This window comes from Asticcacaulis endophyticus, assembly GCF_014652575.1.
Classification (GTDB): domain Bacteria; phylum Pseudomonadota; class Alphaproteobacteria; order Caulobacterales; family Caulobacteraceae; genus Asticcacaulis; species Asticcacaulis endophyticus.
Genome location: NZ_BMZB01000001.1, coordinates 1,675,538 through 1,695,445, shown reverse-complemented (window position 1 = coordinate 1,695,445; position 19,908 = coordinate 1,675,538). Strand labels below are relative to the sequence as shown.

The following is a 19,908-nucleotide window of genomic DNA, read 5'->3' as shown; positions in this document are numbered from 1 at the left end:
GTTTACGGGGGAGGTGGCGCGGCGCAAGTCCGCGACGGAGGGGGCATACGCTTTTGCCTTTAGCTTCCATGATTAAGTTCTGGATCATTCCGCCCTTAATCCTCATCGCGGCCTTTGTCATATCCGCACTGGCCTCAGCCGCGTTTACGCAACTGGTCATCCGCGGTGGCCCGGTTGACCGCCCGCGCGCCCGCGGCTCCCACAGCACCCCGACCGCGACCTCCGGCGGCATGGCGATTATGGCGGCGACCGCGCTCGGCATTGCCATTTTCAGCCTCTTGTTTCACACCCAACTGCCGCGCGACGGCGGACATGGCTTTGCCCTGCTGATCTATGCGGCCCTTCTCGGTCTATCCGGCGCACTGGATGACATGCTCGCGCTCAATGCCAGGTTCAAGCTGTTGTTTCAGGTCGCCCTGGCGCTTGGGTTTGCCAGCGCCTACCCCATAATCAACATCGATTTTGGCTTTGGCGCAGCGATCAGCCTGTGGCCGTGGCTGGGGGTGCTGGGCACGGCGTTCTGGCTGGTGCTGGGCCTAAATACTATCAACTTCATGGACGGCTCCAACGGACTGGCCATCGGGTCGCAATCCATAGCGCTGGGCCTGATGGTCATTATGATCATTGTGCTGGGGCCGCTCAGCGAGCGCACCTATTATGCTGCCGGTCTGCTGCTGATCTGCGTGTGCGCCCTTGGGGCCCATCTCGGCTTTTTGCCGTTCAATCTGCCGATGGGTAAGGTGTTCCAGGGCGATGCCGGATCGCTGTTTGGCGGGGCGCTGATTACCGGCGGGGTGCTGCTGATGATCCATGCCGGGGTGACCTCGCTGTGGCTGGGCGGTTATGTGCTGGCACCGCTGCTGGTCGATGTGCTGCTGACGCTGGCCCTGCGCGCCAAAAGCGGCGCAAAATTGTTTGAGGCCCATAAGGACCACCTCTATCAGCAATGGCTGATCCACAAAGACCCGTCGCACCTTAACATGGCCCTGCGGGTGTGGGGTTTAAGTGCCTTCTCAGGCGCGGTCGGCCTGACCATGCGCTATATCCATATCGAAACGGGCTTAAACCTGCGATTTGTGGCCTTGGTGGCCCTGTTCTGGCTGTTTGCGGTCGGATGGCTGTGGCTGCGCTACAAGATTAGTGCCGATAGCGCGGCGAAAACCGCCTGAGCAGCCATAGCCGCGCTGTCATCTCAAACTGGCCGTAGCTTAAAATCGACACCCCGATCAAGGCAGCAAAAAACGCCATAAAAAACAGAGGCGAGGCAATCACCGCCGCCTTGGTGGCCGGTTCCAACCCATTCAGGCCAATCATGATCAAAAGCTGTAGCGGGAAATGGATCAGGTAGGTCGAATAGCTGATGTCCCCTAACCAGACAAAGGGCTTAAGGCGCTCCGAACGTATCGCCCCCCGCCACAGATCGACCGCCACCAGGGTCAGCGGCATCAGCCCCAACACCATGACTTCGCGCGAAAAGACCCAGCTTACCTGACCGTTCATCAGCCCGTCATGGCCAAATAGATAGGCGGCAATCCAGCCTGCCGCCACCGCGCCCAAAATGCTCTTACGGGTCGCGCTCCCTACGCCACTTAGCTCGCGCGCCACGAAATAGGCGACACCGCCGAGAAAAAAGCTGGGTAGCCCGCGAAAGAACGCAACCTCTGGCCACAACAGCATCAGCGGCGTAGTGATTGCCACAATCACCCACAGCCACCGCCGGCCCAGCTTCAGGGTACAAAACAGGAAAAAAAGGCCGTACAGCCCCATTTCGACCGAGATCGACCATACCGGCCCGTTAAAGCTTTGGACCGCCCCCGGCCACCATTGCTGGATCATCAGGGCGCTTAAGGCGAAATTGCCGACGGTATTGGCTTGATACACATAGTCATAGCCATAAAGGCCGTAGAATATGACCATCAGTCCGGCGGTGAGGATCAGCGTGGCGATATAGAGCGGATAAAGACGCGCCAGACGCGCGATCACAAAGGTCCGAAATGACACCGCCCCCGCCATGATCGGTTCGCGATAAAGCCAGAAAAACACATAGCCGGATATGGTGAAGAACAGTTCGACGAACCATTGCCCGTGGCTATAGATCGGCCTTAGCAGGTCAAAGAACGGCACATCGACATAGAGATCAGCCTGAAACTGATCGGTGTGGTAAAAGTGGACATAATGAAACGCCACCACCAGCAGCGATGCTAATCCCCGCAGAATATCCAGTTCGTAAAACCGGCCATTATCGAGTGCGCGGTCAGGGGTCAATCGACTTACTTTTGTCGCGTGACGCTATAGTCGGCCAGATTTTCGAGCGCCGTCTTCCAGGCCGAGGATTTAAACACCGATAAACACGCCTTAGCCTGAGCCGCATAATCGCGGGCCATAGCGATGGAATCGACCAGCGCGTCGGTATCTTTCATGATCTGTTGCGCGGTGTGCAGGTCGCCGTCGGCCTGCTGGCGCAACGACACGGCGCGATGCCAGAAATCGCCGTGCGTATCTTTGGAACGCTGAACGGCCAGCAGCAACGGCAGCGTCGCCTTGCCCTCAGCAAAGTCATCACCGGCATTTTTGCCAAGGTCCGCCGCCGATCCGGTGTAATCGAGCGCATCATCCTGAATCTGGAACGCCAGCCCCAGATAAAGCCCATAGCGCCGGAGGGCTTCGCGCTGTTCCGGCGTGGCCTTAGCCGACACCGCCCCGCTCTCAGAGGCCGCGGCAAACAAGGCGGCGGTCTTGGCCGAGATAATCTCGATATAGGTGTCGATGCTGAGGTTAATGTCGAACGCCTTGGTCAGTTGCCAGACCTCGCCTTCGGCAATCACCGCCGAGGCTTTCGACAGGATGCCGAGCGCCTCTAATGAGCCGGTTTCAACCATCAGTTCAAAGGCGCGTGAGAACAGAAAGTCGCCGACCAGAACCGATGACGGTGCCCCCCAGATCAGGTGGGCGGCGACCTTGCCCCGGCGCAGGTTGGAGGAATCGACCACATCGTCATGCAGCAGGGTGGCGGTATGGATGAACTCAACCGCCGCCGACAGGTTGTGGTGATGGGTGTTTGACGTATCGCACAGGCGTGCCGCCGCCACGCACAAAAGCGGTCTTAGACGCTTACCACCGGCGGCGATCAGGTGATCGGCCAGCGCCGGAATAATGGCGACATCGCTTTGCATACGGTCGCGGATCAGGGCGTTGACATCATCCATATCGGCGGCACTGAGGCGCACCAGATCATTGACATCTGCAACAGGTGACTGCGTGTCGGGCCGGCCGCGGATTTTTTCCCAGGCTCTGATTTTATCAATGTCAGCCGTGTCCAAAACCATACTCCTGATACACTCGAAATATCGCCATACCCCCCCTTTTCGCGGGTGTCCATGCCTTTGTCAGTAGCGTTTGCGTTATATCTCAATAAACGCCGCGTGGGCATGTCTTAATCGGGCCTATGTCGTTTTGTCGCAATCTGTAGTATGGCCGCGTCATGGAAGACCTGTCCCCTGATTTACCCTCTGGCGTTGTCGAAACCACCCTGCTGAACGGGCGGGTCGATTTGTGGCAACCGGCCAAGGGCTATCGTATCGGCATGGACGGAGCCCTATTGGCGGCCGCGGCGGCGGGTGTGCTGGCCGAAGATCGCGTCAAACCCGTGCGGGTGCTGGAACTGGGCTGCGGGGTCGGCGGGGTCATGCTGTCGCTCTATAAACGCTGCCCGCAGGTGGTGGCGACCGGCATTGAGCGTGAGTTGCAAAGCTTTGAATTATTGCAGGAAAACATCAAACGCAATGATCCGGCAGCGCGTCACACCGCCATCAGTGGCGATATCGGCAAAGGCTTTAAATCGTTTGGGCTGGAACGCTTTGATATGGTGATGTCCAACCCGCCCTATTTCGATGACCCGACCCTTTTGCGCGCGCCCCATGAACTTAAGCGCCCCGCCTGGATCGCCGATGATGGACTTTCTGCGTGGACCGAGTTTGCGCAAGGTTCAGTAAAGGATGGCGGAGAGATTTTGTTTGTCCACCGCGCCGACCGGCTTTTTGACCTGCTGAACGGCCTGTCGGGACGGTGCGGGTCGTTCATCATCCGCCCGATCCAGCCCTTTGCCGATCAGCCCGCCAAGCGCGTCATCGTCCGCGCCAAACGCCTGGGTAAGGCCCCGCTAAAACTGCTGCCGCCGCTGATCCTGCATGACAAAGGCGACCGTAAACATACCCCCGAAGTCGAGGCCATCTTGCGCGGCGAGGCGGTACTAAAATGGGCTTAATTAGCGCCGCAATTCAAATGTTGCTTTCTCAAGTTTCTCATCAGTTAACAAATCATCTTCCTTAGCGCACCTTACAGCCTCTTTAATGAAGTCTGATCTTAGTGGCTCACCCCCTGTTAGCATCCCGATATTGATCGTATAACTTGCGACTAATTTAGATTCAAAAAATATATCGACGATCACAACGCCATCCTTTGTATTGAGCCTCTCCCTTACTTGGGAATTACATTCAAATTATCAAGATACCCCTTGGTCTGATCTAGTAAATTCCCCTTCAACGCCGCGCGGCGGGCCAAAAGGTCGGGGCTGCCGGCGTCGTAATCGGCCATCAGGGTACGGACAAAATCGCCCGACTGCACGTCTTTGAGCACGCCTTGCATAGCCGCTTTTGAGGCGTCGCCTATGACCCGCGGGCCGGTCAGATAAGCGCCGTATTCCGCCGTGTTCGATATCTTCTCAAATCCGCCCGACATGCCGCGCTCAAACAACAGATCGACCACCAGTTTTAACTCATAGCAGGTTTCAAACCACGCCACCTCGGCCGGATAGCCCGCGTCCACTAAGGTTTGAAACGCCGTCGACACCAGTTCGCGCGTGCCGCCGCACAGGACGACCTGCTCCCCGAACAGGTCGCTTTCGCATTCGTCCTTAAAGGTCGTTTCCAGTATGCCCTTGCGACCGCAACCCAAGGCCGCTGCATAAGATAGCCCGATCGTTTTGGCGGCACCGGTGGCGTCATTATGAACGCCAAACAGGCAGAACACCCCCTGCCCCTCCACATAAATGTCGCGGATGCGCGGCCCGATCCCTTTGGGGGAAACCAGAATGACATCGACATCGGTGGGCGGCGTCACCAACCCGAAATTGACTGATAATCCGTGCGCAAAAATCAGCGCCTGCCCGGCGCGCAAATTCGGCGCAATCTCATCGCGGAACAGGGATTGGTGGGCTTCGTCAGAAGTCAGCACCACGATAACTTCGGCCCAAGCGACGCCGCCCGCCACCGTCACCACTTCAAAGCCATCGGCAGCCGCCTTGGCGCGCGTCGCCGAGCCAGCTTTCAGCGCCACCCGGATACCCTTCACGCCGGAATCACGGGCATTGAGCGCGTGGGTCCGCCCCTGTGAGCCATAGCCAATGATCAGCACACGTTTATTCTGAATGACACTCAGGTCGCAGTCACGGTCGTGATAGACGGGCAAGGTCATAGCGGGCTATACTCCATTGGAATCAAATTGACCTATAAAGTAACCGCCATGTCAGATCACCCCGAATATCAGTATCTCAACCTGCTGCGTGAGATTTTGGACACCGGCACAAAGCGCGAAGACCGCACCGGCACCGGCACCTTGGGGCTGTTTGGGCGGCAGATCCGTTTTGACCTGTCGAAAGGTTTTCCGCTGCTGACCACCAAGAAGGTGCATTTCAAGTCGGTTGCGGTGGAGTTGCTGTGGTTCCTGCGCGGCGACACCAATATCAAATACCTGAAAGATAACGGGGTCTCGATCTGGGACGAATGGGCTGATGATAACGGTGATCTGGGCCCCGTCTATGGCAAGCAGTGGCGGTCATGGGCCGCCCCCGATGGTAGCATGATCGACCAGATGGCCAATCTGATCGAGAACCTTAAGGTCAATCCCTATTCCCGCCGCCATGTGATTTCGGCCTGGAACCCGGCGGAGGTCGAAGACATGGCCTTACCGCCATGCCATTGCCTGTTTCAGTTCTTTGTGGCCGATGGCAAACTGTCGTGCCAGCTTTATCAGCGTTCAGCAGATGTGTTTTTGGGCGTACCGTTTAATATCGCCTCCTATGCCCTGCTGACCCATATGGTCGCGCAGGCTGTGGGGCTTGAGGTCGGTGATTTCGTCCATGCCTTCGGCGATGTGCATCTGTATCTGAACCATGTCGAGCAGGCCAAAACCCAGCTTGAACGCAGCCCCTTTGCCTTCCCCACGCTAAAACTGGCTGAGGGCCGCGACCTGTTTGGCTTTGAGTACGCTGATATCACCATCGAAAACTATCAATCCCACGGTGCGTTGAAAGCGCCGGTGGCGGTATAGCTTTCATGAAACCCAAACTATCCCTCGTTGTCGCCATGAGCGAAAACCGCGTCATCGGGCGTGAGAACGCTCTGCCGTGGCACCTCAAATCTGACCTTAAGCTGTTCAAGGCCATCACCCAGTTCAAGCCGATCATCATGGGCTCAAACACCTGGGACAGCCTACCGAAGAAGCCCTTGCCGGGGCGGCTGAACCTTGTCCTCAGTCGCGATATATTGTTTGAGGCCGAGGGTGGCCTGATCTGCACCACCCTGTTTGAAGCCATCGAAATCGCCCGCGAACACGCCAAGGATGACGGTGCGGATGAGGTCTGCATCATCGGCGGCGCTAATGTCTATGAGCAGACGATTGAGAAAGCCGACCGGCTCTATGTGACCGAAGTCCATGTCTGGCTGGAAGGCGACACCCACTTCCCCGCCATCGACCCCGCCCAGTGGAAAGAGGTATCCTCAGAATTCCATCAGGCGGGCGAAGGTGACGATTATGACTTCACCACGCGGGTCTATGAGCGGGTAAAATCTTAGTTAGTCGCGCATTTGTATCTGAAAACCGTTTCACACTTTTCAGAATGCGCTTAAACCAACTCACCCAGCAGTGAGCGATCAAACGATTTCAGACTGGCCGTCTCGCCGGTGCGGATTTTGTCGACCCAGTCAGGATCGGACAGGATGGCGCGGCCGACCGCGACCAGATCGAAATCACCGCGATCGAGACGTTCCAACAGCTTATCCAGTGACGCCGGATTAGACACTTCGCCGCCAAAACCGGCGATGAACTCACCCGACAAACCGACCGATCCGACTGTGATGGTGGGCTTACCCGTAATCTTTTTAGCCCAGCCGGCAAAGTTAAGGTCAGAGCCGTCGAATTCAGGCTCCCAGAACCGGCGCTGTGAGGCGTGGATGACATCGGCGCCGGCATCGACCAGCGGTGTCAGCCAGTCTTCCATTTCCTCCGGTGTCGATGCGACCTTGGCGTCATAGGCGTTCGGTTTAAACTGCGACAGGCGGATAATGATCGGGAAGTCGGGCCCAACTGCAGCGCGGGCGGCCTTGATGACCTCAGCCGCAAAGCGCGTGCGCTCCTTAAGCGTTACCCCGCCCCACTGGTCGTCACGTTTGTTGGAACCGGCAAAGAAAAACTCATCGATCAGGTAACCGTGCGCGCCGTGCAGCTCAATGGCGTCAAAGCCGATGCCCTTGGCGGAGGCGGCCGCACGCCCAAAGGCGGCGATGGTGTCGGCGATATCGGTCTCCGTCATCGGCTGGCCGACCGGTGTGCCATCGGGGGCGATGCCGGACGGGCTGTCCATCGGGGTCGGCTTCCAGGCCGGATCATTGCCGTAAATGGCGCCTGTGTGCCAGATTTGCGGCGCGATCAGGCCGCCTTCGGCGTGCACACTGTCGACCACCTTGCGCCAGCCGTCCAAGGCTGCGCCGTAGAAATTGGGGATGCCTTCTTCGTTCTTGGAGGCCGGGCGTTCAATGACGGTGCCTTCGGTAATGATCAGGCCGACATTGCCCTTGGCGCGGCGGGTATAGTAATCCGCCACATTCTGCCCCGGCGTCCCGCCCGGTGAAAACTGACGCGTCATGGGTGCCATGACGATGCGGTTTTTAAGGTCCAGGCCCTTAAAGCTATAGGGGGAAAACAGGGTCGAATGAGACATGTGCGTGCTCCGCATGAATAAGTAACTGATGCAGATTTAGTTACGATTTTGCGCTGCACAAGAACTGACAGCGAAATTAGCGGTGGAGCAAGGTCACGGCCCCTGGCCCCGGAATTTAGCGCAGAGGATAAGTTCCTCTTCTCCTCCCTATCTAGCCTTTGGCGCAGATGGGGAGGTGGCATTGAGCAAAGCGAAATGACGGAGGGGGATAGCGCCACCATTGTAGATACTCAGACGCTCGATATTCATTAAGAAACCCCCTCCGTCGCGGGCTTCGCCGCGCCACCTCCCCATTGCTCCGCAATAGGGAGGAGAAAGGGAACTTTTTCCCGCTATGTGCTGGGAAGGCAAAACCGAGCGCACCCTAATCCAGTTGCGCCATCACCGCCTGAGCGATCATCTTAAAGCGCACGGCGACATCGCCGTCGGGCTCCAGCGCCACCAGCGGCTGCGCCTCATCCGAACCTTTGCGCAACGCCGGATCGAGCGGCACGTCCCCCAGAAATGGCACTTTCAGATTCTGCGCCAAAATCTTGGCCCCATCGCGCCCAAAGACATAGATGGCTTCACCTGAGACCGGATTTTCCAGCCAGGCCATGTTCTCAACAATCCCAAGAATTTTCACGGATGTTTTTTCAAACAGGGTGATCGCCCGACGCGCATCAATCAGCGCCATTTCCTGCGGCGTCGACACCACCACCGCCCCGTCAATCATCGTCTTTTGCGTCAGGGTCAGTTGCACATCTCCCGTCCCCGGCGGCATATCGACCACCAGCACATCGAGCGGCTCGGCTTCAGTCCCCCACAGGGTCTGGGTCAGCAGTTGATTAAGCGCCTGCGACGCCATCGGCCCGCGCCAGATCATCGCCTGATCGGCATCCACTAAGAACCCGACCGAATTGACCTTAAGCCCAAAGGCTTGCGGCGGGATCATCATCTTTTCCGGCCCAAACGCCGGTGGCGTGGTCACCCCCAGCATCAGCGGCGCTGACGGCCCGTAGATATCGGCATCCAGCAACCCGACCCGTAACCCAAGCCCCTTGAGTGCCAGCGCCAGACTAAGGGCAACAGTTGATTTGCCGACCCCGCCCTTACCCGATCCGACCACGATCACGCGCTTGACATGGGCCGGTCGCGATGAGGCCACGGGCGCTTTGGGGCGGTTCTGGTCGGCGGCCTGCGGCGACAGTTTGGCGGCTTTGGGGGTCTGAACCGGCGCTTCGGTCTCAGCCGTGAGTACGACCTGCGCCTTTTTGATGCCCGGCAATCCGGCCAGCATCCGCTCGGCCTCAGCCCGCACAGGGCCATAGAGATTGACCTGATCGCGCGGCACTTCCAGCATGAACCCGACCCGATCCGGCGACAGCACCAGTCCGCGCACCAACCCTGCGTCCGACAAGCCCGCCCCGGATACCGGGTCCTTGATGGTGTTGAGCGCGCTGAGTACCTGTTCGCGGTCGGGCTGGGTCATGAGATAGTCCTTACAAGTTCGCGTCAGGGATTAGGCTTTGGCGGCTTGTCATGCAACCCACATTGCGGCTATTCACATCAATATGTCCGCATCCCCCCCTCACCTGCTGCTTCTGGCCGGCCCTACCGCATCCGGCAAGTCGGCTCTGGCGCTGGATTGGGCCGTCAAGACCGGCGGCATTATACTCAATGCCGATTCCATGCAGCTTTATGAGGCAGTACCTACGCTAACCGCCCGCCCTTCTGCCGACGATGAAGCCATTGCCCGCCATGTGCTGTATGGTCACTTAAAGCCCGATCAGATGTGGTCGACCGGGCAGTGGCTGCGGGCAGCTCAGCCGTTTATAGATGCCGCCCTGCGCGGGGATACGTCCCTTTGTATCGTCGGCGGGACGGGTCTCTATTTCCTCAGCTTAATCCGGGGTCTTGCGGAAATTCCTGAGATCGGTGATCAGGCCAGAACTCAGGCGCGCCAGACCTATATCGACATGGGCGAAGAGGCGTTTCGCGGCCTGCTTCTGTCGGTTGACCCCGAAGCCTGCGCCCGTATCATGACCAATGATCAACAACGTCTGACCCGCGCCTATGAGGTTTGGCTGGAAACCGGACGGGCTTTGAGCGACTGGCAAAAGACCAATGCGCCTATTTTACCGCACGGCTCTTACCACCTTGAGGTGTTGCGGCCAGACCGCGACTGGCTGTACGCGCGCTGCGACCTACGATTTGATCTGATGCTGGAACATGGGGCGATGGAAGAGGTAGAGGCCCTGATGGCCAGCGGTCTCAAACTCGACTGGCCGATCATGAGGGTTTTGGGACTGGCCGAAATAAGCGCCTGTATTCAGGGGGATATGACCCTGGAGGCCGCCCGCGCTTTGGCCCAGCAAAAGACCCGTAACTACGCCAAACGCCAGATGACCTGGTTCCGCAACCAGATGCCTTCGGTTAAGGAATTACCGCGTTAACCCTCTATCTGACTTGTGTATTTTAAAACCATAAGTATAAAATCCTTATTAAGTGCGTGGGGCACGGGCATTACGGGAGTAGATTATGGGGGGACGTATGGACCGCCGCGCCATGCTGGCGGGTATGGGGGCATTGTCGCTTAATGGCATCGTTGCGAAGGCTTTGGCAGAAACGGCTGTCGATGCTGACAATAACAATATACCGCCGCGGCCTGATATGGCCGCCTATGTGCGCTCCCCCAAGATCGAAGATGTCAGCCTGTCCCCTGACGGTAAGCGTATTGCGCTAATTACCAAGAGTAATGGCGATTACTACGCCATATCCTATGACATAGCCACCGAAGCCACCCAGCCGTTCCAATTAGGCAACCACAAGGTTCGGGGCGTATTCTGGGGCAGTAATGACCATATCATCGTCTCCACCTCCACCACGATAGGGTTGCGGGAATATGCCGGTTCGAAACAGGAGCATTTTCTGGCGCACAATATTAATGTGACGACCAGAAAGCTACATACCCTGTTCAGCCGTATGGATAATTTTTACAACACAGTGGTTGGCGACCTGTTTCGCATAAAGGTTGATGGCAAATATTACGCGACGGCTTCCAACTACTACATGGTGGGCGAATCGCCCCTATGCCTTTACCGGTTTGACCTTGACACCAACCGTGGCAAGCAGATCGATCAGGGCTATAATGACACCCGCGACTGGGTAATCACGCCGTCAGGTATACCCGTCGCCCGTTCAGACTTCGATCGCGATTCCAAGGAATGGCGGCTGGAATTTTACAAAAAAGGTAGCGGCTGGAAAAAGGTTTACACCCAGAAAGAAGCCATCGATTACCCGTCTCTTATCGGTCTGGGCCGTGGCGAAGATAAGGTTATTGTCTATATCGATGCCGGTGAAAATGCCGGGGGGTATTTCGAAGTCAGCGCCGACGGCACCTTCTCAGAACCACTGGATAAGAATGGGTATGATCGCAGCCCGCGCTTTCATCCGACCACACGGCAGTTTGCCGGGTTTGCCCGCTGGGATGACTGGGTCACATATGAGTATCATGACCCGAAAATGCAGAAACTGGCCGATCTCTGCAAAGGCGCCATGCCGGGTTATAACGTCTCTATCTACGAATTTGCGGCTGAGGACCCACGTAAAGTTCTGATTTACGGCGAAAGCTCAGATGATCCCGGCACCTATTATTTTATCGACTTCGGCGCCGGAAAGTCTCTGCCGATCGGAGAAAACTATCCTGATCTGCCTGCCGAATGGATCACCCAAAAGAAACCTATCAAATATAAGGCCGCCGACGGTCTGGAGATCCACGGTTATCTGACCTTACCGCCGAGTAAAGTACATAAGAACTTGCCGCTGATCGTCCTGCCGCACGGAGGCCCGCAGGCACGCGACACCTCAAGCTTTGATTGGGAGTCCCAGCTTTACGCCTCACGCGGCTATGCGGTTCTGCAACCCAATTACAGAGGGTCTTCCGGCTACGGCGATGCCTTTGTAGAAGCCGGTTACGGTCAGTTTGGTCGGAAAATGCAGACCGATCTGTCCGATGGTGTGCGCTATCTGGCCAAAGACGGCACGATTGACCCCAAACGGGTGGCCATTGTCGGGGCATCTTATGGCGGCTACGCGGCGTTGGCGGGCGCGACATTCGATCCGGATGTTTATAACTGCGCCGTATCCGTCGCGGGCCTTAGCGACCTTAAAGAGTTTGTCGATTACAAAGTCACACAAACAGCGTCTGCAAGAAGTTCCGCCGTGCTCTACTGGAAACGCTTTCTCGGTGACAAGGACGATATGAACGCCGTATCCCCCGCCCGCCATGCGGCCAACTGTAAAATTCCAGTCCTGCTCATACATGGCAAGGATGACGTGGTTGTCCCGATTGACCAAAGCCGTCGCATGGAACGCGCCCTGAAAAACGCCGGTAAGGATGTGACCTTTATCGAACTGAAAGGTGAGGACCACTGGCAATCGGTTGAGGCAAAGCGCGTCGAAATGTCCACGGCCATTCTTGGCTTTATCGAGAAACATAATCCGGTCACTTAAATCTTTAGTCCCTCACCGGGCGGTGGCTCCGCCACCTTGGCCGCGCCGCTGGTGGCGGCTTGAGCGGAATGTTTCCGCTCCAATAAAAAAGCCCGCCTCACTTAAGGCGGGCTTTTTTATGATGCTTAGGTTCGGGCGCTTACAGGGCGCGGACCACGATCTTTTCTTCCTTGGTCGTCGTCAGTTCATTGCGCAGGCCGAAGACAAACGGTGAGGCTTCGATTTCAAACACATCGCCGTCCTGGGTGCGGATGCCGTCACCGAACGAAGCGGTCGAGGTGCCAAAGCAGTGCACATGGATGTCGCCTGGCTGACGGAACAGGGCATATTTGAAGTGGTGATATTCAAGATTCGCAAAGGTATGGGACATATTGTCCTCACCCGACAGGAACGGCTTTTCCCAGACCACTTCGTTGCCGCGGGTAATGCGGGCGGTGCCTTCGACGCTTTTCGGCAGGTCGCCGGTGCGGATTTCAACCCCGATCGAGGCCGGGCGCAACTTTGAGTGAGCCAGCCACAGATAGTTTTGCTTCTCAACAATATGATCGGAAAATTCGTTGGCGAGCGCAAAGCCCAGACGATAGGCGTTGCCGTCTTCACCGATGATATAGATGCCAGCCATTTCAGGCTCTTCGCCGGCGTCTTCGGCAAAGCTTGGCGATTGCAGCGGCACGTTCGGGCCCACCAAAGTCGCGCCATTGCCCTTATAGAACCATTCCGGCTGAGCGCCGACCTTACCGGCTTCGGGCTTACCGCCTTCAACGCCCATCAGGAACATGCGCATGGAATCGGTCAGGTTTTCTTCGCCAGATGCGGCCGCCTGGTGCATCTTGTTGCGGCTTTCGGCCGAACCCAAGTGCGTGAGGCCCGTGCCGGTGACGTGCAGGTGGGCCGAATCGGGGTGATCGATCGGCGCCAGAACGCGGCCTTCGGACAAAGCCACAGCGATATCAACCGCCTCGCCCAGTCCCAAGGCGGTGACCTTGGCATCCAGCGAAATCCCTTCGCGGATGGCAGCGGTCGCCAGTTCGTAGGTCGAGGACACGCCATTCACCACTTGCGCCGAACCGTCATCCTGAGCGGCGGCAACACGGCGTTCGCCTGTGGCAGTTACGAATTGAATAAGGCGCAGGGTCATGACGGGCTCCCGTATATGGTTTTTGGGCGTGTTCCGCACGGAACATCAGGCCGATTGATATAGTCAGACAAATATGCGTCGTAAAGCGCAAATCATGGGCCTGATTAAAAATAACTTTGTCAAATATCAGCGAAAATGTCATGCATTGATCATGAGGAAACCAACGCTTACCGATAATAAAACACAGCATCCCCTGACCTTCACCCCCGCGACGGGCGGACATGACATGTTCCGCGCGGCGTTTCAGGGACGCCTGCACGGCGCACTGGCCCACAATCTGGGCGTTCAGATCCTGGGCGGGGTCTATAAGTCCGGCGATATCCTGCCCAATGAGATCGACTCCAGCGAATCGCTCGATATATCGCGCTCGGCCTACCGTGAGGCGATCCGGATTCTGGCCTCCAAAGGGATGGTCGAAAGCCGCCCAAAGATCGGCACCCGCGTCACTGAGCGTGATCGCTGGAACATACTCGACCCCGAAGTTCTGGGCTGGATGTTTGAGACCGAGCCGTCTGAGGATTTCATCAAGGGGCTGTTTGAACTGCGGCTGATCACTGAGCCCGCCGCCGCCGCCCTCGCGGCCGAGCGACGCACGCCGGATCAGATCGAGCGGATGCGCAAGGCGCTTGAGGTCATGGAAGCCGAAACTTTAGCCAGTGAGGCCGGACGCATGGCCGATCTGGAATTTCACCACACCCTGATGTTCGCCACCCACAACGAAGCGCTGGCCTCACTCAGCACAACCATCGGGGCGGCGGTAAGCTGGACCACCCGCTATAAACAGCGCCATAAATCCTTAAGCCGCGATCCAATCCCTGATCATGCCCGCGTATTCGAAGCGATTGAGCGCGGCGATGCTTCTGCCGCCCGTTGGTGCATGGAATCGCTGGTGCGCATGGCGTTAGAGGACACGCAAAAAAGCATGTCTCCGCAAACTTGAACCTTCCGGCCTGAGCCTTTTTCAGGCGATCGCCTCAGTGCGGGCCGCCTAATTTTGTATGATAATAAAATCAGCTATTGTCGGACTTTAGTCACAAGGCTAAAAGACTGGTTGAACAGAGTCTGACATGGCCCCGATGACTTCGGCACCATGACGCAAGACCGAAGACCTTACACAGGAGAGACCGATAATGAAATCTTTTGCCGTAGCTGCAGGCCTGACGCTTGCCAGCCTTTTGATGTCTTCGACCGCGCTGGCCGCCACCGCCACCAAGGGCGACTTTGGCGCGCTGAAAGACGGCACCAAGATCGAAGCGGTCGAGCTGAAAAACTCCAAAGGCGTTTCGGCCAAGGTCATCGCTTATGGCGCGACGCTTCAGTCGCTGATCGTGCCGGATAAGACGGGCAAGGCTGACGATATCGTTATCGGCTATGACACCATCGACGGTTATGTCGATACGCCGCAGTATCTGGGCGTCACCGTCGGCCGCTATGCCAACCGTATCGCGCTCGGCAAATTCTCCCTTGATGGCAAGGAATATACCCTGGCCACCAACAATAACGGTAACCACCTGCACGGCGGCCTTAAGGGCTGGGACAAGGTGGTCTGGAAGGTCGAAGAGGTCAAATCCGGCCCGACGGCGTCGGTGACTTTGTCCTATGTCTCTCCCGATGGCGAAGAAGGCTATCCCGGCACCGTCAAGGTCTTTGTGACCTATGCTTTGAGCGATGCTAACGACCTGACCATCAGCTATAAGGCCACGACAGATAAGCCGACCGTGGTCAATCTGACCAACCATTCGCTGTTCAATCTGGGCGGCGTAAGCTCTGGCCGCAGCGCGCTGGATGCCACCCTGCAACTGGAAGCGGATTCGTACCTGCCGACCACAGCCACGGCCATTCCGACCGGCGAGATTGCGTCGGTCAAGGGCACGCCGTTTGACTTTACCACCCCGGCCCTGATCAGTTCCAAGGTTCGCGACGCCCGCCATCCGCAAATTCTGGTTGGCCTCGGCATCGACCATAACTATCTGGTGCGCGGCGGCCTGACCAAGGCCCCGAAACTGGCGGTTACTTTGACCGACGCCACGTCGGGTCGCGGCCTCAAGATCCTGACGACCGAACCCGGCGTTCAGATGTATACCGGCAACTTCCTTGACGGCAAAATCCCCGGCAAGGGTGGTCAGGTGACCCGCATGGGTGATGCGGTGGCGTTTGAGACCCAGCACTACCCCGACAGCCCCAACCGTCCGGAATTCCCGACCACACGCCTGAACCCCGGCCAGACCTATACCCAGACCACGGTTCACCACATTTTCGTAACCCAATAAAAGACCGAAGTACTTAGCCTTATGTCCGATTCCGTTTCCCGTTCCAAAACCCAGCTTCGTTCGCGCGCCTGGTTTGACAATCCCGACAACGCCGACATGACGGCGCTCTATCTTGAGCGCTACATGAACTTCGGCCTGTCGCTCGAAGACCTGCAATCGGATAAGCCGATCATCGGCATCGCGCAGACGGGATCGGACTTAAGCCCGTGTAACCGCCATCACATTGAGTTGGCCAAGCATATCCGTGACGGCATCATCTCATCCGGCGGTATTCCGCTGGAGTTTCCTGTGCACCCGATTCAGGAAACCGGTAAGCGTCCGACGGCTGGCCTTGATCGCAATCTCGCGTATTTGGGTTTGGTGGAAATCATCTATGGCTACCCGCTTGATGGTGTCGTGCTTACCATCGGCTGCGACAAGACGACGCCCGCCTGTCTGATGGCTGCGGCCACCGTCAACATCCCGTCGATTGCCCTCAGCGTCGGGCCCATGCTCAACGGCTGGTATAAGGGTGAGCGCACCGGTTCCGGCACCATCGTCTGGAAGGCCCGCGAACTGCTGGCGGCCGGTGAAATCGACTATCAGGGCTTCATCAAGCTGGTGGCGTCATCCGCACCTTCGACCGGCTATTGTAACACCATGGGTACGGCCACGACCATGAATTCTCTGGCCGAAGCGCTGGGGATGCAACTGCCCTATTCGGCGGCCATTCCGGCCCCGCACCGCGACCGTCAGGAATGTGCCAACCGCACCGGTAAGCGCATTGTCGAAATGGTCCACGAAGACCTCAAGCCTTCGGATATCCTGACCAAGGAAGCCTTCATCAACGCCATTCGCGTTAACTCGGCCATCGGCGGCTCGACCAACGCACCGATCCACCTTAATGCCCTCGCCCGCCACATCGGCGTGGATCTGAAGGTTGAGGAATGGCAGCAGTACGGCGAAGAAGTCCCGCTGATCGTCAACCTGATGCCCGCTGGTGAATACCTGGGCGAAGACTACCACCATGCCGGCGGCGTCCCCGCCGTTGTGGGTCAGTTGATCAAGCATGGCCTGATCCATGAAGACGCCATGACGGTGAACGGTAAGACTATCGGTGACAACTGCCGTGACGCCATCATCGAAGACGAAAACGTCATTCGTCCGTTTGAGAAACCGCTTAAGGAAAACGCGGGTTTCCGCGTCCTGTCGGGCAATCTGTTCACCTCGGCCATCATGAAGGTTTCGGTCATCTCAGAGGAATTCCGTGAGCGTTATCTGAACAATCCGGCTGACCTGAACGCCTTTGAAGGCCGCGCCATCGTGTTCGACGGCCCCGAAGACTATCACCATCGCATCGACGATCCGGCGATGGGCATTGATGAGCACTGCATCCTGTTCATGCGTGGCGCGGGCCCGATCGGTTATCCCGGTGCCGCCGAAGTCGTCAACATGCGCTGCCCTGACTATCTGCTGAAACGCGGCATCAAGTCACTGGCCTGTATCGGCGATGGCCGTCAGTCCGGCACGTCGGGGTCGCCGTCGATCCTCAATGCGTCGCCAGAAGCGGCGGCGGGTGGGAATCTCGCCATTCTGAAAACCGATGACCGCGTGCGCGTTGACCTCAACACCAACACCGTCAATGTGCTGATTTCGGATGCGGAGATCGCTGAGCGCCGCGCCGCCCTCGACGCCGCTGGTGGCTTTAAGTACCCTGAGCACCAGACGCCGTGGCAGGAAATGCAACGTGCTGTCGTCGGGCAAATGGATACCGGTGCCGCGCTTGAAAACGCCGTGGCCTATCAACGCATCGCCCAAACCAAGGGCCTGCCAAGAGATAACCACTAAAAATAGAGCCGCCACGAATTACCATTAAGGGTTTCGCATGTAATTTGCGGAGCCCTTTTTATTTCCGGTTTCAAAGACATAACCTCTTTAACTCCGTGGTTATTCACCTCTATTTTACATTTATACCGCTCAATCAGGATCGAAACGATCCCTAGGGGGATGGTAGTAAGCGTATGTGGGGTCTTCATGTCGATCCGATCGAGGTTTCTGGCGCTGGTCGCCGGGTTTGCCGTCATGGCACTGGCCATTGCCGTATTGGGCGTGGTCAGCATTGCCGACTACAGCCGCATGCTGGCCCAGTATACGCAAACCCATGAAACCGCCCATAAGGCTGAGCACCTCAACGGGTTGGTTTCCAGCGCTGTGGCGGAATCGCGCGGCATCTATCACGCCCGCAACACCGAAGACGCTAAGTTGTTCGCCGCCCGCCTTGAGCGCAACCTTCAGGACATCGAGACCGTACTGAACGAACCGCCAACCCTGAGCCCTGAGCTTGTTACCCAGACCCAGGCCTTTGTCGCGTTCCGGCGTGAGCTTATTCGCCTCGGCACGCAGGTCTCTCCGGCCGCCGCCGACCGTCATGGTAATAATGAAACCAACCGCCATACCCGCACCCAGTATCAGGCTGATCTTAGCCACTGGGTTGATATGAACCGGCGTGAACTTGATCGCCATCGTGAAATCGCCCGCAACTATGGCGACGGGCGCATCATGCATTTTGTGGTCATCGTCGGCTTTGGGCTGGTGAGTATGATCGGCCTGTCGCTATGGTGGGCCATGGCCTATATTTCACGGCCGATGCAGACCCTCGCCCACTCTATTATCCGTGTGTCCGAAGGCGACTATGATGCCCCCCGGAACGCACCTTCGGATACAAGAGCCGGCACCGAAATCTCAGCCGTGTGGAAAGCCCTGTCGCTTCTGGCCGACCGTGCAAAAATGGCCGAAGTCACCGCAAAGGCCGAAAGAGACGCCGAGGAGAAACGCTCCCTCGAAATGCGTCAGATCCTTCTGGATTAAGGTGCGCACAATATTCGTTCGCACCCGCAAAAGTATTGCGTCACCGGAAACAGGTCTTGCCCGCATCACGAAGGCCTGATTTATCAATCATTGCTATTTGCGCGTTTAGGCATAATATATTCATCACATCAAAAACCTTACCGGCTGAGTAAGGCATAAAACTACCACAGGGAAATACACGCCGATATCCGGTATCTGCGTGCAGAAACATAAAGGCAGGGAGATACCCATGTCGATCAAGTCCAGAATACTTGCCCTTGTCGGGGCGTTTGCGGTCATGGCGCTGGCGATTGCCGCACTGGGCGTACTGACCATCCGCGACTATGACCGGATGATGAAAAATTACGGTCTGTCCTATGACAACACCTATTACGGCGAACACCTCAACTATCTGGTCTCCAGTGCCGTGATGGAATCACGCGGCATATATCTGTCAAAAGACACCACCTCAGCCCGCGTCTTTGCCAAGCGGCTCGAAAACGACCTCACTGAAATCGAACAGACCCTGGAAGACTGGCGCGTCAATGGCGGACCGGCCAAGTTGGCCAGTTTTGGGGTTATCGAAAAGCAGGCCGCGGATTTTATAACCTTCCGCCGTGAACTGATCCGGCTGGGGACGACGGTATCGCCCGCCGAAGCGGACAAACTGGGCAATAATGAGCGCGCCCGCGCTCGCCGCATCGCCTTTCAGGCCGATGTCGAAAAGGCAGTTCTAGCCTCACGTAAAGATCTGGCCAACCATCAGGCCATCGCACGCGAATATAACGCCAAACGCGCCATTCATTTCATGACGGTCGCCATTATGGGGATCGTGCTCATGGTCGCCATATCGGTGTGGATCGTCGTGGAGTTCATCTCAAAGCCGCTAAAGACCATCGCCAACGCTATCATCAGCGTATCCGAGGGCAAATACGACACGCCCATTCCTGACGCCCATCCGCACCACGACCCGGCCCATGTACATCATTCGCACGACGAAATCGCGTCGGTCTGGCGGGCTATTGAACACCTGCGTGACCGGGCCATCGAGGCGGATCGGCTGGCACGGGAGCAGCGCGAAATCGAGCGCCTGAAGCAGATGGAACTGCGCCAAATTATACTGGACTGATTATCCAGATTTGCAGCTAACAAGATTTTGACCTTTTACGCGTAGTGTCCGGGCC

The 19,908-nt window shown here is 57.3% G+C and carries 17 protein-coding genes; 11 read left to right on the top strand and 6 right to left on the bottom strand.

All coding sequences use genetic code 11. From position 1 onward, the window contains the following. Window positions 1–53 precede the first annotated feature (53 nt). Window positions 54–1,169, top strand: coding sequence for a glycosyltransferase family 4 protein (locus tag IE102_RS07625; protein ID WP_229807614.1), 1,116 nt, complete (start codon window positions 54–56; stop codon window positions 1,167–1,169). Here IE102_RS07625 and IE102_RS07620 read toward each other — a convergent pair. Together IE102_RS07620 and IE102_RS07615 are read right to left on the bottom strand one after the other, a co-directional pair. Beyond that, window positions 1,138–2,265: an acyltransferase family protein gene (locus tag IE102_RS07620; protein WP_189485792.1), complete on the bottom strand. Its 1,128-nt coding sequence runs from the start codon at window positions 2,263–2,265 to the stop codon at window positions 1,138–1,140. The genes IE102_RS07625 and IE102_RS07620 overlap by 32 nt on opposite strands. A gap of 5 nt (window positions 2,266–2,270) precedes the next feature. Next, window positions 2,271–3,320, bottom strand: coding sequence for a polyprenyl synthetase family protein (locus IE102_RS07615; RefSeq protein WP_373295583.1), 1,050 nt, complete (start codon window positions 3,318–3,320; stop codon window positions 2,271–2,273). A 161-nt stretch (window positions 3,321–3,481) separates the two neighbouring features. On the opposite strand from IE102_RS07615, the gene IE102_RS07610 reads away from it, so the two are divergent. Then, window positions 3,482–4,264, top strand: a complete 783-nt coding sequence (locus IE102_RS07610) for a tRNA1(Val) (adenine(37)-N6)-methyltransferase (protein WP_189485790.1) — start codon at window positions 3,482–3,484, stop codon at window positions 4,262–4,264. A 212-nt stretch (window positions 4,265–4,476) separates the two neighbouring features. On the opposite strand, the gene ilvC is transcribed toward IE102_RS07610, so the two are convergent. Continuing rightward, entirely contained in the window at window positions 4,477–5,472 is a 996-nt protein-coding gene (gene ilvC / locus IE102_RS07605) for a ketol-acid reductoisomerase (RefSeq protein WP_189485789.1), read from the bottom strand. 48 nt (window positions 5,473–5,520) lie between these two features. Here ilvC and IE102_RS07600 point away from each other — a divergent pair, with 48 nt between their 5' ends. Beyond that, window positions 5,521–6,327 carry a thymidylate synthase gene (locus IE102_RS07600; protein WP_189485788.1) on the top strand — a complete coding sequence of 269 codons (807 nt, stop codon included), beginning with the start codon at window positions 5,521–5,523 and terminating at the stop codon, window positions 6,325–6,327. 5 nt (window positions 6,328–6,332) lie between these two features. Beyond that, the gene (locus tag IE102_RS07595) at window positions 6,333–6,851 is read left to right on the top strand and encodes a dihydrofolate reductase (protein ID WP_189485787.1); all 519 of its coding nucleotides are present in this window, start codon (window positions 6,333–6,335) and stop codon (window positions 6,849–6,851) included. A 50-nt stretch (window positions 6,852–6,901) separates the two neighbouring features. Here the strand turns inward: IE102_RS07595 and IE102_RS07590 are convergent, their stop codons facing one another. Then, window positions 6,902–7,996 (bottom strand): NADH:flavin oxidoreductase, encoded by a 1,095-nt coding sequence (locus IE102_RS07590; protein WP_189485786.1) that lies wholly within the window; start codon window positions 7,994–7,996, stop codon window positions 6,902–6,904. Between the two features lie 364 nt (window positions 7,997–8,360). After that, window positions 8,361–9,467 (bottom strand): Mrp/NBP35 family ATP-binding protein, encoded by a 1,107-nt coding sequence (locus IE102_RS07585; protein WP_189485785.1) that lies wholly within the window; start codon window positions 9,465–9,467, stop codon window positions 8,361–8,363. Between the two features lie 82 nt (window positions 9,468–9,549). Between IE102_RS07585 and miaA the strand changes: the two genes are divergently transcribed. Both miaA and IE102_RS07575 read left to right on the top strand, forming a co-directional pair. Further along, window positions 9,550–10,431, top strand: a complete 882-nt coding sequence (gene miaA / locus IE102_RS07580) for a tRNA (adenosine(37)-N6)-dimethylallyltransferase MiaA (RefSeq protein ID WP_189485784.1) — start codon at window positions 9,550–9,552, stop codon at window positions 10,429–10,431. Between the two features lie 85 nt (window positions 10,432–10,516). Beyond that, a complete protein-coding gene (locus IE102_RS07575) occupies window positions 10,517–12,490 on the top strand; it encodes an alpha/beta hydrolase family protein (RefSeq protein WP_189485783.1) in 1,974 nt (657 codons plus the stop codon). 139 nt (window positions 12,491–12,629) lie between these two features. Here IE102_RS07575 and araD1 read toward each other — a convergent pair whose 3' ends face one another. Next, window positions 12,630–13,628, bottom strand: a complete 999-nt coding sequence (araD1, locus tag IE102_RS07570) for an AraD1 family protein (RefSeq protein WP_189485782.1) — start codon at window positions 13,626–13,628, stop codon at window positions 12,630–12,632. 226 nt (window positions 13,629–13,854) lie between these two features. Between araD1 and IE102_RS07565 the strand changes: the two genes are divergently transcribed. The 5 genes from IE102_RS07565 to IE102_RS07545 all read left to right on the top strand — a co-directional run bounded on the left by IE102_RS07565 (window position 13,855) and on the right by IE102_RS07545 (window position 19,853). Further along, window positions 13,855–14,568, top strand: a complete 714-nt coding sequence (locus IE102_RS07565) for a FadR/GntR family transcriptional regulator (protein WP_189486055.1) — start codon at window positions 13,855–13,857, stop codon at window positions 14,566–14,568. 190 nt (window positions 14,569–14,758) lie between these two features. After that, window positions 14,759–15,898 carry an aldose epimerase family protein gene (locus IE102_RS07560; RefSeq protein ID WP_189485781.1) on the top strand — a complete coding sequence of 380 codons (1,140 nt, stop codon included), beginning with the start codon at window positions 14,759–14,761 and terminating at the stop codon, window positions 15,896–15,898. 21 nt (window positions 15,899–15,919) lie between these two features. After that, window positions 15,920–17,725 (top strand): IlvD/Edd family dehydratase, encoded by a 1,806-nt coding sequence (locus IE102_RS07555; protein WP_189485780.1) that lies wholly within the window; start codon window positions 15,920–15,922, stop codon window positions 17,723–17,725. A gap of 186 nt (window positions 17,726–17,911) precedes the next feature. Continuing rightward, on the top strand, window positions 17,912–18,745 hold the full coding sequence (locus tag IE102_RS07550) for a hypothetical protein (protein ID WP_189485779.1): 834 nt from the start codon (window positions 17,912–17,914) through the stop codon (window positions 18,743–18,745). 229 nt (window positions 18,746–18,974) lie between these two features. Then, window positions 18,975–19,853 carry a methyl-accepting chemotaxis protein gene (locus tag IE102_RS07545; RefSeq protein ID WP_189485778.1) on the top strand — a complete coding sequence of 293 codons (879 nt, stop codon included), beginning with the start codon at window positions 18,975–18,977 and terminating at the stop codon, window positions 19,851–19,853. Window positions 19,854–19,908 lie beyond the last annotated feature (55 nt).

Excerpts from the sequence above, each read along its gene's own strand:
- IE102_RS07610 (WP_189485790.1), top strand. The coding sequence starts at position 3,482 with ATGGAAGACCTGTCCCCTGATTTACCCTCTGGCGTTGTCGAAACCACC.
- ilvC (WP_189485789.1), bottom strand. The coding sequence starts at position 5,472 with ATGACCTTGCCCGTCTATCACGACCGTGACTGCGACCTGAGTGTCATT.
- IE102_RS07600 (WP_189485788.1), top strand. The coding sequence starts at position 5,521 with ATGTCAGATCACCCCGAATATCAGTATCTCAACCTGCTGCGTGAGATT.
- IE102_RS07595 (WP_189485787.1), top strand. The coding sequence starts at position 6,333 with ATGAAACCCAAACTATCCCTCGTTGTCGCCATGAGCGAAAACCGCGTC.
- IE102_RS07590 (WP_189485786.1), bottom strand. The coding sequence starts at position 7,996 with ATGTCTCATTCGACCCTGTTTTCCCCCTATAGCTTTAAGGGCCTGGAC.
- IE102_RS07585 (WP_189485785.1), bottom strand. The coding sequence starts at position 9,467 with ATGACCCAGCCCGACCGCGAACAGGTACTCAGCGCGCTCAACACCATC.
- miaA (WP_189485784.1), top strand. The coding sequence starts at position 9,550 with ATGTCCGCATCCCCCCCTCACCTGCTGCTTCTGGCCGGCCCTACCGCA.
- IE102_RS07575 (WP_189485783.1), top strand. The coding sequence starts at position 10,517 with ATGGGGGGACGTATGGACCGCCGCGCCATGCTGGCGGGTATGGGGGCA.
- araD1 (WP_189485782.1), bottom strand. The coding sequence starts at position 13,628 with ATGACCCTGCGCCTTATTCAATTCGTAACTGCCACAGGCGAACGCCGT.
- IE102_RS07565 (WP_189486055.1), top strand. The coding sequence starts at position 13,855 with ATGTTCCGCGCGGCGTTTCAGGGACGCCTGCACGGCGCACTGGCCCAC.
- IE102_RS07560 (WP_189485781.1), top strand. The coding sequence starts at position 14,759 with ATGAAATCTTTTGCCGTAGCTGCAGGCCTGACGCTTGCCAGCCTTTTG.
- IE102_RS07555 (WP_189485780.1), top strand. The coding sequence starts at position 15,920 with ATGTCCGATTCCGTTTCCCGTTCCAAAACCCAGCTTCGTTCGCGCGCC.
- IE102_RS07550 (WP_189485779.1), top strand. The coding sequence starts at position 17,912 with ATGTCGATCCGATCGAGGTTTCTGGCGCTGGTCGCCGGGTTTGCCGTC.
- IE102_RS07545 (WP_189485778.1), top strand. The coding sequence starts at position 18,975 with ATGTCGATCAAGTCCAGAATACTTGCCCTTGTCGGGGCGTTTGCGGTC.